This is a genomic window from Bradyrhizobium sp. AC87j1 (assembly GCF_002936975.1).
Classification (GTDB): domain Bacteria; phylum Pseudomonadota; class Alphaproteobacteria; order Rhizobiales; family Xanthobacteraceae; genus Bradyrhizobium; species Bradyrhizobium shewense.
The window spans coordinates 47,006-60,937 of the sequence record NZ_PTFE01000047.1 but is presented as its reverse complement, the minus strand read 5'-3'; the positions used below and the strand labels follow the sequence as shown (position 1 = coordinate 60,937).

Below are 13,932 nucleotides of genomic sequence, written 5' to 3'. Positions count from 1 at the left end.
GGGGTGGGGTGATCTCTCAACACGGGCAGCGTTCCTCGCAGAGAGACCGTCACCCCACCCCGCTACGCATTCCGCTTCGCTGCATGCGTAACGACCCTCCCCCTCCAGGGGAGGGTAAGAGAGACTACGGCTTGTTCGGGTCGAACCGCTTCTCCAGCCCCTTCCAGCAATCCGCGTAATCGTCCTGCAGCGTGGACGCGTTCGCGGCGTGCGCGGTGACGCGCTGCGGGTAGCGGGTCTCGAACATGAAGGCCATGGTCCCCGTCAGCTTCACCGGCTTCAATTCGCCGTTGCTGGCATGCTCGAAGGCATCACGATCGGGGCCGTGCGGCAGCATGCAATTGTGCAAGGAGATGCCTCCGGGGACGAAGCCTTGCGGCTTGGCATCGTAGACGCCGTAGATCAGGCCCATGAACTCGCTCATGATGTTCATGTGGTACCAGGGCGGCCGGAAGGTGTTGTCGGCAACCATCCAGCGCTCGGGGAAGATCACGAAATCGATATTTGCGGTGCCCGCCGTCTCCGACGGCGAGGTGAGAACCGTGAAGATCGAGGGATCGGGATGATCGAAGCCGATCGCACCGACCGGCGAGAAGGTGCGCAAATCGTATTTGTAGGGCGCGTAATTGCCGTGCCAGGCGACGACGTCGATCGGCGAATGCGGCAAAATGGTCTTGAACAGCGAGCCGCCCCATTTCACGTAGAGCTCGGTCGGCGTGTCCTTGTCCTCGTAATGCGCGACGGGGGTAAGGAAGTCGCGGGCATTGGCCAGGCAGTTGGCGCCGATTGGCCCGCGCTCCGGCAGCGTGAACGCGCCGCCATAATTCTCGCAGAGATAGCCGCGCGCCGGCCCGTTCGGAATCTCGACGCGGAACTTGACGCCGCGCGGGATCACCACGATCTCGCCGGGCTCGGCATCGATGCGGCCGAACTCGGTGACGAGGCGAAGATTGCCCTGCTGAAGCACGAACATCAGCTCGCCGTCGGCATTGTAGAAATGCTGGCCCACCATCGACTTGGTGATGAGATAGACGTGCGCGGCCATGCCGGCCTGCGTGTTCACATCGCCCGCCGTCGTCATGGTCTGCACGCCCTGAACGAAGGTCACATCGTCCTTCGGGAGCGGCGTCGGGTCCCAACGCATCTGCGCGATCGGCAGGTCGTATTCATGGCACGGCGCCGAACGCCACAGGCCGGCCTCGACTTTCTCGAAGCGGCCGGAATGCTTCACCGAGGGGCGGATGCGATAGAGCCATGAGCGCTCATTGGTGCCGCGCGGCGCGGTGAAGGGCGAGCCGGACAATTGTTCGGCATAGAGCCCATAGGCGCAGCGCTGCGGCGAGTTGCGCCCGATCGGCAACGCGCCCGGCAGCGCCTCGGTCTCAAAGCTGTTGCCGAAGCCTGACATATAGCCCGGCGTCACCTGCGCCGAGCTTCGGATGATCTGATCTGGCGAGGTGTTGATGTTCATCGCTATCCTCCTCCTTGCAGGGCTGCCCACATGTCCTGGTCGCGCTTGTCGGTCCAGATCACGGGATCGTCGATCCCCGACGCCTCGTCAAAGGCGCGCGACACGTTGAACGGCAGGCAGTGCTCGTAGATGGCGAAGCTGTGGAATTTCGGGTCCATTACCTCGCGGGTCGCCGCCATCGATTCCTTCAGCGTACGCCCCTTGGCCACCGAGATTTCGGCTGCGCCATAGAGCGAGGTGACGAAATCGCGCGTCATCGCAATGGCTTCGCGCACCGTGGCGGTGCCGTTGAGCGCGTCGCCGCGGCCCGGCGCGATCGCCTTGGGATTGAAGTTGCGGATCTCGTTCAGCGTCAGCGGCCATTCGCGCAAATGCGCGTCGCCGCAATAGCAGGCCGAGTGATATTCGATGAGGTCGCCGGAGAACATCACTTCGGCATCGGGCACCCAGGCGACGATGTCGCCGGAAGTGTGGCCGGCCCCGAGCTGCATCAGCCGCACCTCGCGCTTGCCGAGATAGATCGACATCTCGCCTTCGAAAGTCAGTGTCGGCCAGGTCAGGCCGGGAATGCTCTGCGCGTCCTGGAACAGCCGCGGGAAGCGGCCGTATTCGGAATCCCAATCCTGCTTGCCGCGCTCCTCGATCAGCCGATAGGTCTCCTGCGAGGCGACGATGCCTTGCGCCTTGTAGGCGGAGGCCCCTAGCACGCGCACGGCATGATAGTGCGACAGCACCACATATTTGATCGGCTTGTCGGTCACAGTGCGGACGCGCTCGATCACCTTGTTCGCCATCGCCGGCGTGGCCTGCGCGTCGAACACCAAGCAGCCGTCGTCGCCGACGATCACCGCGGTGTTCGGATCGCCCTCGGCGGTAAAAGCATAGAGATCGGTGCCGATCTCGGAGAAGGTGATCTTCTTCTCGGAGAGATCGCCGGTGGATGCGAAGTTCTTCGCCATCAATTCGTCCTTTGAGTCTTTTGGGTTATTGTTGTTGCTGTTGCTGTTGCTGGCCGTCGATCATGCGGCGCTTGGCAAGCTCGACCGCCTCACGCAGGACATCGATGTCGCCGATATGGTTGGCCAGGATCAGCACCAGCGCCGCGTCGAAATCGGCGCTCTGCTCCTCCGTGAGCCCGCGATGCGCTTCGACGATGGCGCGGAAGGCATCGTCCGGCCGCGCAAAATTGGAGCTGGTAGACAACGGCATGCGAAACCTCAATTCAACCCTTGAGCCTGCGACAACGCCGCCGCGATCGCGGCGCGCGTCGGATGGCGGAAGCGCGCGGCGACATAGCCATCGGGCCTGAGCAGATAGGCAGCGCCCGGGGCGGCGTCGTAGCGCTTTGCGACAAGGCCCGAGGGATCGGCAAGCCCGCCCTCGCCGCCGATGCGAACATCCTTGACCCCGTCGGGCACATCAATCGCCGCGCCATTGTTGAACGAGAGCAGGGTGAAGTCCGTTCCACCCTTGCGGAAGGCGTCCGTCAGATAGGCCTGCTCGGCAATTGGCGCGTCGAGCATGGAGCAGCCGGGCGACGGTCCGCCGCCCCAGACATCTGCATCCGGCGACGACAACGGGGAGGCGTAGCTGCACGGCACCGACAGGCGCCCGCCATTGACCATGCGCTTGCCGAACTCGGTCTCCTTGGCCAGCGACAGCACCGCCTTGCGCAGCCGCGCTTCCTGATGCGAGTTCGGCGCCATGAAATCGGTCGAGCGTGTCGACTCGCGGATGTTCTCGTCGGCCGCCATGCTGCGCTCGGCGTGATAGCTTTCGAGCAGGCTTGCGGGCGAGGTGCCCCGCAGCACGCGGTCGAGCTTCCAGGACAGGTTTTCGGCGTCCTCGAGCCCGGAATTGGCACCGCGGGCACCGAACGGCGAAACCTGATGAGCGGAATCACCGGCAAAAATCACGCGGCCATGGATGAAGCGATCCATCCGCCGGCACTGGAATTTATACAGCGAGATCCACTCGAACTCGAAGTTGTCGTGGCCGAGCATGCGCGCGATGCGCGGCCGCACGTTCTCCGGCTTCTTCTCGACCACCGGATCGGCGTAGCGGTTGAGCTGGAGGTCGATCCGCCAGACGTCGTCGGGCTGCCGATGCAGCAGCGCCGAGCGTCCGGCATGGAACGGCGGATCGAACCAGAACCAGCGCTCGGTCGGGAATTCCGCGGTCATCTTGACGTCGGCGATCAGGAACTGGTCCTCGAACACCTGTCCCGCGAACTCGGCGCCGACCATCTGCCGCAGCGAAGAGCGCGCGCCGTCGCAGGCGATCACATATTGCGCGTGCAGCCGGTAGGCGCCTTCCGGCGTCTCGATCGTCAACGCCACGCCGTCATTGCGCTGCTCCAGCGCCGTCACCTTGTTGCGCCAGCGCAAGTCGATCTCGGGCAGGTCGCTGATGCGATCGACCAGATAGGCTTCGGCGTAGTATTGCTGGAGATTGATGAAGGCGGGCCGCTTGTGGCCGTCCTCGGGCAGGAGGTTGAACTGGTAGAGCAGGGACTCCCCGTGGAAGATCCGGCCGACGCTCCACACCACGCCCTTGGCGACCATGCGGTCGCCGACGCCGAGCCGGTCCCAATATTCCAGCGACCGCTTCGAGAAGCAGATCGCCCGCGAGCCCTCGCCGATGCGATCGGTGTCATCCAGAAGGACGACGCGCTGGCCGCGCTGGGCAAGGTCGATCGCGAGCGACAGCCCGACCGGGCCGGCGCCGACAACCACGACGGGATGCTCGGCCGGGCTTTGGCCGGCGCGGTCCTGATCGGCATGGCGGCGATAGCCGAACTGGGCTTTGGCCTGATGCGTCTTGACCTGAAGAGTCTTGGCCTGCGCCATACTCGAACCTCGGCTCTGGTCAGGAGAGGACTGATCTGCTAGATAGTCTCACGTGCAACTATTTTGGACCGGAGCCGGCCGGCCGTCAACTGGAATTCGGAGCGCGCTCCTTGGCGAGGACATCCAGCGACATCGCAGTGAAGGCACGCGAAGCCGAAGAGGCCTCCGTGCGGCCAAAGGCACGGCTCGACCTGTTCAAGTTCGTGCCGTTCCGCCTCAACCGGCTCGCAGCGGAAGTCAGTTCCGCGCTTTCGGTCGAATATCAGGAACGGCATGGTCTCGACATTCCGGCCTGGCGCGTGATCGCCACGCTCGGGTTCCGCAACGATGCCTGTAGCGCGCAGTACATCGCGCAATGCACCCGCACGCACAAATCCACCATCAGCCGCGCGGTGACTGCGCTGCTCAACGAGGATCTGATCGAGCGGGTGGAGAACGAAGCCGACCGCCGCGAATTCCGCCTGCAACTGACGAAGAAGGGCCGCGCGCTCTACGAAGAGCTGTTCCCGCAGCTGCTGCGGCGGGAAGACGAAATCCTCGCCTGCCTCTCCGCGCAGGAGCGCAAGCAGCTCTCGGTGCTGCTCGGCAAGATCGAAGCGAATCTCGATCTGATCCAAACCAGCGAAGAGGCCGACGCGAAAGAGGCGTATTAGGACGCGTACTCATGGACGCGCAGACGTCGGCTTTTGGGAGTCCGGTTGAGAAAGCTTGGTAGGCCCGTGACGGCAGTGGCGTATATAGCGATGCTACTTGTGGCCTTTGCTGCAACTCGCGCATACGCCGTTGATATGGGTTATCTGGCTCCCCCCGGAGTCGCTGCAAACGAGTTTCCCTCACCGCAGCGCCCTGTCGCACGAATCGTCAGCCCGCGCCGCTCCGCCGAAGAGCGCCGCGACGCCCTCGATGAGGCCGGTCAAATCGCACGTATGCTTGAACTGAAACCAGGCATGACAGTCGGTGACATTGGAGCAGGCGGTGGCTACCACACGGTCAGGCTCTCGCACCTCGTCGGACCCGCCGGCTCTGTCGTTGCCCAGGACGTCACGCGAGATTACCTCGTCGAACTCGCCAGGCGAACAAAACTTCTGAAGTTGACGAACGCGCAATTCGCACTCGGCGAACCACACGACCCGCGTCTGCCCGCTTCCTCGCTGGACGCCGCAATCCTTGTGCATATGTACCACGAGATAGCCCAACCGTATGCCTTCCTCTACAATCTCGCGCCCGCCTTTAAGCAAGGTGCGCGGGTCGGAATTGTCGATCTTGAGCTTCCGACGTCGAAGCATGGCACGCCAATTGCGCTCTTGCGCTGCGAGTTAACCGCCGTCGGCTATCGCGAGGTCGTCACATATAAGCTCGCAGGGGACGGAGGATACCTGGCGATATTCTCTCCGCCGGAGCTAGCGGCTCGAAAATCTCCCCGCGATATCGTTGCTTGTGTGGATCCTGCCGGCGCTCGTTGAAACTATCTGCCGCCCGTCTCGGAGACCGCACACGTCCAAGGAAAAGGTCAGACCGGAATTGTCGATCGAGACTCAAACCGCCGCTCTCGACCCGGCTCGGCAAGATCGAAGCGAGTCTCGACCTGATCCAGACCAGCGAAGAGGCCGACGCCAAGCAGGCGTATTAGCCGACGCTGTCATTCCGGGGCGCGCCCTCTTGGGCGCGAGCCCGGAATCCATACTCCCGATCGTGGTTATGGATTCCGGGCCTGCGCCTTCGGCGCATCCCGGAATGACGGCTTCGCCCTCACTTCGCAAACGACCGCGACGGCGGCAGGTGCAGCGCCCAGGCATCGACCTTGTCGCTGGCGCGCGGATAGATCTCCGTCACGATCGGATCGTGGCCGGGAATGAATCGATCAGGATGGCCGGCGAGGCGCTCGATCGTCTCCCAGCCCACCGCCATGTCGCCGACATTGTAGACGATCGGGAACGGGCTCTTGCGCTGCAGATTGGCGTAGTAATGCGCGGCATCGGACGCCAGCACCACCGGCCCGCGCGCGGTCTCGACCCTGACCACCTGCAGGCCGTCGGAATGGCCGCCGACACGATGCACGGTGACGCCGGGCGCGACCTCGCCGTCACCCGAATAGAAAGTGACGCGTTCGCCATAGACGTGGCGCACCATCTGCGTGACGTGCTCGACCGAGAACGGATGTCGCAGCAGTCCGTTGCACATGCAGCGTCCCGTCGCGTAGGCCATCTCGCGCTCCTGGAGATGGAAGCGCGCATTCTGGAAGCGATCGAGATTGCCGGCATGGTCGTAATGCAGATGCGTCACGATGACGTCGCGGATGCTTGACGCCGCGACGCCAAAACGCTCCAGCGCATCGACCGGATTGAGCGTCAGCTTGCGCGCCCGCGCGCTCGCCTCCTCGGCATTGAAGCCGGTGTCGACCAGGATGTCGCGGCCGCCGCCGCGGATCAGCCAGACGAAATAGTCGAGGTCCTGCGCCGCGCTGTCATGCGGATCGGGCTGAAGGAAGTTCATGCTGGGGGTGCGCGGCGACATCGTCGCATAGCGCAGGGCGTAGATCTCGTAGGCGTTTCCCATGGTTTTTGCTTTTGCTTTGCTTTTCTGAGTGGATCTTCGGCACGATCCTGCGCACCAAGCCATTCTCCGCTGCAAAGGTCAAACGCCGCGCCGCATCAGGGCGGCAGGCCTTCAATGTGAGACCAATCACATTTTCGTCGCCATGGAGGCCCTAACGTGCCGCCGGTAAGATCGAGCCGGATCACGTCGAGCACAAACATGACAGCCTGTTTATTCCCCCTGCGGCGCACCCTGGCGTTGCGGTCAAACGTCGCGATAACGCCGAATCTCCAAGCGGTTGACGCCCCCCGTCCCCGGTTTGATAATGCAGGAAGCGTAAGTTAAGGTCGCCGCGGCGCAAGCTGGGAACGGCGCCTTTTTGGCTGGACCGCGCTGATTATGAAAATTCGCTTCCTTTTTCTTCTGCCCTTGCTCGTCTCGCTCGTCCCGACTGCACCATCGCTTGCGGCCGGTGACCGCTTTGCGCTGGTCATCGGCAACGCGAAATATCCGGATGCGGATGCCCCGCTGAAGGAACCGATCAACGATGCCCGTGACGTCGCCGACGAGCTCAAGCGCGACGGCTTTTCGGTCGAGATCGGCGAGAATCTGACCGGCGACGGCATGCGCCGCGCCTTCGACAAGCTCTACGGCAAGATCAAGCCGGGATCGGTGGCGCTGGTATTCTACAGCGGCTTCGGCATCCAGTCGGCGCGCCAGAGCTACATGCTGCCGATCGATGCGCAGATCTGGACCGAATCCGACGTGCGCCGCGACGGTTTCAGCCTCGAGACCGTCCTCGGCGAGCTCAACACCCGCGGCGCCGGCGTCAAGATCGCGCTGATCGACGCCTCCAGGCGCAATCCGTTTGAGCGCCGGTTCCGCAGCTTCTCGGCCGGCCTGACCCCGGTCATCGCGCCGAACGGAACGCTGGTGATGTATTCGGCGGCGCTGGCCTCGGTGGTCTCCGACGCCGGCGGCGAGCACAGCCTGTTCGTCCAGGAGCTCCTGAAGGAAATCCGGGTCCCCGACCTGATGGCCGAGGAGACGCTGAATCGGACCAAGATGGGCGTCACCCGCGCTTCGCGCGGCGAGCAGGTGCCTTGGATATCCTCTTCATTGGCCGAAGATTTCTCGTTCAGCCCGGGAGCCGGCGGATCGCGTCCGGCACCGGCGACGCCGCCCGCGCCTCCCGCGCCGCCGCCGGTTGTCGCCAACAACCCGCCGCCGTCACCGCCCGCGCCGCCGACACCGCCTCCGCCGCCGAAGCCGGCCGACACTGCAGCGGCACCCGCGCCGGCTTCTCCACCTGCGCCTGCGCCCGCGCCGGCCACCACGCCGAAGCCGCAGATCGAGGCCGCCCTGCCTCCGCCTCCACCGCCGGTAAAGCCGGCAGATCCCGCTCCGGCGCCGAGCACGGACAGCGGGCCGAGCGCTGCCGCGCTGGCCGACGATCCCACGATCAAGAGCCTGACCTCCAAGATCGCCGCCAATCCTGATGACGTGAACGCGCTGTACCGGCGTGGCCAGGTCTATGCCAGCAAGGGCGCCTACAACCTCGCCATCAAGGATTTCGACGACACGCTCCGGATCAATACCAAGGATGTCGAGGCGCTGAACAACCGCTGCTGGACCCGCACCGTGGTCGGCGACCTCCAGGGCGCGCTGAAGGATTGCAACGAGGCGCTGCGGCTGCGGCCCAACTTCGTCGACGCGCTGGACAGCCGCGGGCTCGTCAACCTCAAATCGGGCGCGGTCAAGAATGCCATCGCCGATTTCGATGCGGCCCTGAGGATCAACCCGCGCCTGACTTCCTCGCTCTACGGACGCGGCCTCGCCAAGCAGCGCAATGGCTCCGCCCAGGAAGGCGCGCTTGATATCGCCAATGCCAAAGCGATGGATCCGAACATCGTTCAGGAGTTCGCAAGCTACGGAGTGCGCTAGTATTTTTTTGAATTGAGGCAGGCGGCGCCTCGAACCCCTGGTGGCCCAGGGAAGACTAACGAACGGACGCCGCAGGCGGCCTTCCCCGGGGGGGGCTCATTGCAGGAATTTGGCAGAATTTTGGAACCGCGCGAGCTGGCTGCGCAGGAGGGACTGGTTATGAAATCGGCTGCAAAGGGACTTACCGCGATCCTGTCCATCATCGCTCTTGGCGCCGCGCTGTCGCTGCCGGCCTCGCCCGCCTTCGCCGGCGACGACGGCAACAGCAAGAACGTCACAGAGGATGACATCGTCCGCGCGCTGGCGCCGCCGACCAAGAAGCCCCTGACCCGCGGCCTCTCGATCGCCCCGCAGGCCGACCCCGCGCCGAACGCCGCCGAGAGCAAGCTGATCCAGTCGGTGCGCGGCCGCTCGACGCGTTCGCTGTCCTCGACCGAGCGCGAGGAAATCGCATCGGTCGCCAAGGACAAGCCGAACATCGATCTCGAAATCACGTTCGACTACAACTCCGCCAATATCAGCGCCAAGTCGATGCCATCAGTGCAGGCGCTCGGTCGCGCGCTGACCAGTCCCGACCTGAAGGGCTCCACCTTCGTGGTGGCCGGTCACACCGATGCCGCCGGCGGCGAAACCTACAACCAGGACCTGTCGGAACGCCGCGCGGATGCGATCAAGCGCTACCTCGTCGACAAGTACAGCATCTCCGCCACCGACCTCGTCACCGTCGGCTACGGCAAGAGCAAGCTGAAGAATCCGAGCCAGCCGATGGCGGAGGCCAACCGCCGCGTGCAGGTCGTTAACATGGAAAACAAGACCACCGCATCGAAGTGAGCACGACGCAATCCTTTGAAGTGACAAGTCGTGATGTGGTGTAAAGTCTCGCCTCCAAAGCGCGTCCCGCGGCCTTGCGGGACGCCGCTTTGTTTCAGGGAAACGTTCTCGATGGGCCTCGCGCGGATGGCCGTGAGCCAGGCCAGGATGATCCGGCGATGAACCTCTCCGAATATCTCAAGCCTGCCGGAACGGTGGTGTTCGTCGTCGCGCTCGGCGTCGGCTATTACCTGTTCGAGCATCGCAAGCGCGCCGAACCGAAGGAAACGCAGAGCGAGGCGCTCGTCATTGTGACGAAGTCGACCAATGCCTGCTTCTCCGACCTCGTGCGGGTGACCGGCTTCTTCGTGCCGCGTCGCGAGGCGGTGGTCATCGCCGACCAGGAAGGATCCAGGGTCACCGATCTCTTCGTCACCGAGGGCACCGTCGTTGCCGACAACCAGGAGCTAGCGCGCCTGACCGCGCCGCCGCAGATCCCGGGGCAGCCGCAGAGACCCGGTCCGCAAGGCCCGATCTCCCTGAAGGCACCTGCGCCGGGCCTCATCACTGAAGTCCGCACCATCGTCGGCGCGCCCGCTTCCCCGCAGGCCGGCCCGATGTTCCGCATTGCCGTCAACAACGAGATCGAGCTCGATGCTCAGGTCCCGGCGGTGCACATGCCCAAGCTCAGTTCGGGCGCCACCGTGCGTATCAGCCGCGACGACGCACCCGATTTGATCGGCCGGGTCCGGCTGGTTGCGCCCGAGATCGACCGCGCCACGCAGCTCGGCCGCGTCCGCATCAGCGTCACCAACAATCCGTCGCTGAAGGTCGGCGTGTTCGCCCGTGCCTCGATCGACGCCAAGCGAAGCTGCGGCGTCTCGATCCCCAAGACCGCGATCGACCATCTCACCATTCAGGTCGTCAAGGGCAACACGATCGAGACGCGCAAGGTGCGGGTCGGGCTCTCGTCCGACAACGCGACGGAAATTCTGGAAGGCCTCGACGTCGGTGAAATCGTCGTGGCCGACGCCGGCTCTTCGCTCCATGACGGCGACCAGATCAAGACCATGTTCGCCGATGAACTCGATCGCACGCGGGTACGCTGATGGCTCTCAATATCTCGGCTTGGTCGATCCGGAATCCGCTGCCGTCGGTCGTCTTCTCGATCATCCTCTTGATTCTCGGCTGGGTGTCTTTCACCAAGCTCGCGGTGACGCGGCTGCCTTCGGCCGACATTCCCGTGATCTCGGTCGTGGTCTCGCAGTTCGGCGCGGCGCCCGCCGAGCTCGAATCGCAGGTGACCAAGACGGTCGAAGACGCCGTCTCCGGCGTCGAGGGCGTGCGGCACATTACCTCACAGATCACCGACGGTGTGTCGGTCACCACCATCCAGTTCGCGCTGGAGACCAATACCGACCGCGCGCTCAACGACGTCAAGGACGCGGTGACGCGTGTGCGCTCGAACCTGCCGCAGAACGTCACCGAGCCGCTGATCCAGCGCGTCGACGTGATCGGCCTGCCGATCGTCACCTATGCCGCGATCTCGCCCGGCAAGACGCCCGAGCAACTCTCTTACTTCGTCGACGACGTGGTCAAGCGCGCGCTGCAAGGTGTCCGCGGCGTCGCCCAGGTCGAGCGCATCGGCGGTGTCGAGCGCGAGATCCTGGTTTCGCTCGACCCGGACCGTTTGCAGGCAATGGGCCTGACCGCGGTCAATGTCAGCCAGAGCCTGCGCGGCACCAATGTCGACGTCGCCGGCGGCCGCGCCGAGATCGGCAAGAACGACCAGGCCATCCGTACGCTCGCCGGCGCCAAGACGCTGAGCGATCTCGCCGGCACCATGATCCCGCTGTTCGGCGGCGGCGAGGTCCGGCTCGACGATCTCGGTACCGTCACTGACACCATCGCCGACCGCCGCACCTTCGCCCGCTTCAACGGCGAGCCGATCGTCGCGCTCGGCATCAAGCGTTCTAAAGGCGCCAGCGACGTCAAGGTGGCCGAGGCTGTGCAGAAGCGCGTCGACGCGCTCAAGGCCGCCTATCCCGACGTCGACCTGAAGGTGATCGACACCTCGGTCGAATACACCAACGGCAATTACCACGCGGCGATCTCCACCCTGTTCGAGGGCGCCATCCTCGCCGTCGTCATCGTGCTGTTGTTTCTGCGCGACCTGCGCGCCACCATCATCGCCGCGATCTCGCTGCCATTGTCGATCTTCCCGGCGTTCTGGGCGATGGACATGCTCGGCTTCTCGCTGAACCTCGTCAGCTTCCTCGCCATCACGCTATCGACAGGTATTCTGGTCGACGACGCCATCGTCGAGATCGAAAACATCGTCCGGCACATGAACATGGGCAAATCGCCCTACCGTGCCGCCCTGGAAGCTGCCGACGAAATCGGCCTCGCGGTGATCGCGATCTCGCTGACCATCATCGCGATCTTCGCACCTGCGAGCTTCATGTCGGGCATCGCCGGACAGTTCTTCAAACAGTTCGGCATCACCGTCTCGGTGCAGGTGTTCTTCTCGCTGCTGGCGGCGCGCTTCGTCACGCCGGTGCTGGCCGCCTACTTCCTCAAGCCTGGCACTCACGAAGAACCGCCTCCCGGCCGCGTGCTGCGGTCCTATCACAGGATCGTGGCCTGGTCGGTAAAACACTATTTCATCACGGTGCTGGTCGGCTTCGGCGTCTTCGCCGCCTCGATCTGGAGCATCACGCTGTTGCCGCAGGGTTTTCTGCCGGCGCAGGACAGTTCGCGCTCACTGCTGGCCCTCGAGCTGCCGCCGGGCACCCAGCTTGCCTATACGGAAAAGGTCACCGAGGACATCGTCGCGCGCCTGCGCAAACGGCCCGAGGTGAAGAGCATCTTCGTCGACGGCGGGCGCGTCCCGCCGGGCACCCAGGAAGTCCGGCGCGCCGCACTGATCATCAATTACACGCCCAAGGATGCCCGCGACATCACCCAGCGCGAGCTGGAATTCTCGATCAGCCAGGAGCTGGAGAACATTCCAGACATCCGTTTCTGGTTCCTCGACGAGAACGGCCTCCGCGCTATCTCGCTGGTCGTGACCGGTGTCGACGCCAACATCGTGAACAATTTCGCGAGCGAGCTCGCGACGCAGATGAAGCGGATTCCCACCATCTCCAACGTGATCTCGGAAACCACGCTGGAGCGGCCCGAGCTGCGCGTCGAACCGCGCGCCGATCTCGCCGCGCGGCTCGGCGTCTCGACCGAAAGCCTGTCGCAGACCATCCGCGTCGCCACCATCGGCGATGTCGGACCCGCGCTCGCCAAGTTCGACGTCGGCGACCGCCTGGTGCCGATCCGCGTGCAGCTCGAGGATGCCGCGCGCGGCAATCTGAAGACGCTGGAACAGTTGCGCGTGCCGCTCGGCGAGCACGGTGAGAAGGGCGGCGTGCCGCTCTCGGTCATCGCCGACGTCAAGCTCGACCAGGGCCCGACCAGCATCAACCGCTATGATCGCGAGCGGCAGGCGACCGTCGCCGCCGACCTCGTCGGCTCTGCCGCACTCGGCGACGCCACCAAGAAGATCTACGACCTGCCGGTGATGAAGAGCCGGCCGAAGGGCGTGAAGGTCTCTCCCTCCGGTGACGCCGAAAGCCTGAACGAACTGTCCGACGGCTTCGCCACCGCGATCACGGCAGGCCTGATGATGGTCTACGCCGTGCTGGTGCTGCTGTTCGGCACCTTCCTGCAGCCAATCACCATCCTGTTCTCGCTGCCGCTCTCGATCGGCGGCGCCATCGCGGCCCTGCTCATCACCGGCAAGCAGCTCACCACGCCGGTGTGGATCGGCATCCTGATGCTGATGGGCATCGTCACCAAGAACGCGATCATGCTGGTGGAGTTCGCGATCGAGGCGATCCGCGACGGCAAGCCGCGCGAGGAAGCCATGATCGACGCCGGCATGAAGCGCGCCCGCCCAATCGTGATGACCACGATCGCGATGGCCGCGGGCATGATGCCGAGCGCGCTCGCGGTCGGCGCCGGCGGCGAGTTCCGCTCGCCGATGGCGCTCGCGGTGATCGGCGGCCTGATCTTCTCCACCATCCTGTCGCTGGTGTTCGTGCCCGCGATGTTCATGGTGATGGACGATCTCGGCGCCCTGATCTGGCGCTTCGCCAAGCGGCTGATCGTGCACAGCGAGGACGCCGAGACGGACAATCATCACGGCGCGGCGCCGGCATCAAAAGACGTTGCCCACCGTGCTGCGGAGTAAAATTCCAGGCGAGCGGCTGGAGGGGCGCGTCAACGCAGGGCGCCTTCAAGGCGCTCTGTTACCCCAATAGCTTTCACGCG

The 13,932-nt window shown here is 64.4% G+C and carries 11 protein-coding genes and 1 pseudogene; 7 read left to right on the top strand and 5 right to left on the bottom strand.

Annotated features, from left to right (window positions below; genetic code table 11):
- Window positions 1-124 precede the first annotated feature (124 nt).
- The 4 genes from hmgA to CV770_RS23185 are packed head-to-tail and all read right to left on the bottom strand — an operon-like array spanning window position 125 to window position 4,320.
- A complete protein-coding gene (gene hmgA / locus CV770_RS23200) occupies window positions 125-1,471 on the bottom strand; it encodes a homogentisate 1,2-dioxygenase (RefSeq protein WP_201759993.1) in 1,347 nt (448 codons plus the stop codon).
- Between the two features lie 2 nt (window positions 1,472-1,473).
- Complete coding sequence (locus tag CV770_RS23195; protein ID WP_091966472.1) at window positions 1,474-2,430, bottom strand: MBL fold metallo-hydrolase; 957 nt, start codon at window positions 2,428-2,430, stop codon at window positions 1,474-1,476.
- A 25-nt stretch (window positions 2,431-2,455) separates the two neighbouring features.
- The gene (locus CV770_RS23190; RefSeq protein ID WP_091966474.1) at window positions 2,456-2,680 is read right to left on the bottom strand and encodes a DUF2783 domain-containing protein; all 225 of its coding nucleotides are present in this window, start codon (window positions 2,678-2,680) and stop codon (window positions 2,456-2,458) included.
- Window positions 2,681-2,688: 8 nt separating this feature from the next.
- Window positions 2,689-4,320, bottom strand: a complete 1,632-nt coding sequence (locus CV770_RS23185) for an FAD-dependent oxidoreductase (protein ID WP_104463992.1) — start codon at window positions 4,318-4,320, stop codon at window positions 2,689-2,691.
- A 110-nt stretch (window positions 4,321-4,430) separates the two neighbouring features.
- Between CV770_RS23185 and CV770_RS23180 the strand changes: the two genes are divergently transcribed.
- The 3 genes and pseudogenes from CV770_RS23180 to CV770_RS43425 form a co-directional block, all read left to right on the top strand.
- Window positions 4,431-4,973: a MarR family winged helix-turn-helix transcriptional regulator gene (locus tag CV770_RS23180; protein ID WP_091966478.1), complete on the top strand. Its 543-nt coding sequence runs from the start codon at window positions 4,431-4,433 to the stop codon at window positions 4,971-4,973.
- Window positions 4,974-5,063: 90 nt separating this feature from the next.
- Complete coding sequence (locus CV770_RS23175) at window positions 5,064-5,783, top strand: class I SAM-dependent methyltransferase (protein WP_104463995.1); 720 nt, start codon at window positions 5,064-5,066, stop codon at window positions 5,781-5,783.
- Window positions 5,784-5,866: 83 nt separating this feature from the next.
- Window positions 5,867-5,950: pseudogene (locus CV770_RS43425) on the top strand (MarR family winged helix-turn-helix transcriptional regulator); the annotation flags it as partial.
- A 119-nt stretch (window positions 5,951-6,069) separates the two neighbouring features.
- On the opposite strand, the gene CV770_RS23165 reads toward CV770_RS43425, so the two are convergent.
- Entirely contained in the window at window positions 6,070-6,876 is an 807-nt protein-coding gene (locus CV770_RS23165; protein ID WP_165637869.1) for an N-acyl homoserine lactonase family protein, read from the bottom strand.
- 378 nt (window positions 6,877-7,254) lie between these two features.
- Here CV770_RS23165 and CV770_RS23160 point away from each other — a divergent pair, with 378 nt between their 5' ends.
- From CV770_RS23160 to CV770_RS23145, 4 genes are all read left to right on the top strand, one after another.
- A complete protein-coding gene (locus CV770_RS23160; protein WP_104463991.1) occupies window positions 7,255-8,799 on the top strand; it encodes a caspase family protein in 1,545 nt (514 codons plus the stop codon).
- Window positions 8,800-8,958: 159 nt separating this feature from the next.
- Window positions 8,959-9,630, top strand: coding sequence for an OmpA family protein (locus tag CV770_RS23155; protein WP_201759992.1), 672 nt, complete (start codon window positions 8,959-8,961; stop codon window positions 9,628-9,630).
- Window positions 9,631-9,788: 158 nt separating this feature from the next.
- The gene (locus CV770_RS23150) at window positions 9,789-10,718 is read left to right on the top strand and encodes an efflux RND transporter periplasmic adaptor subunit (RefSeq protein ID WP_104463989.1); all 930 of its coding nucleotides are present in this window, start codon (window positions 9,789-9,791) and stop codon (window positions 10,716-10,718) included.
- The gene (locus tag CV770_RS23145) at window positions 10,718-13,852 is read left to right on the top strand and encodes an efflux RND transporter permease subunit (protein ID WP_091966486.1); all 3,135 of its coding nucleotides are present in this window, start codon (window positions 10,718-10,720) and stop codon (window positions 13,850-13,852) included. The genes CV770_RS23150 and CV770_RS23145 overlap by 1 nt, the downstream gene beginning before the upstream one ends.
- Window positions 13,853-13,932: the final 80 nt, after the last annotated feature.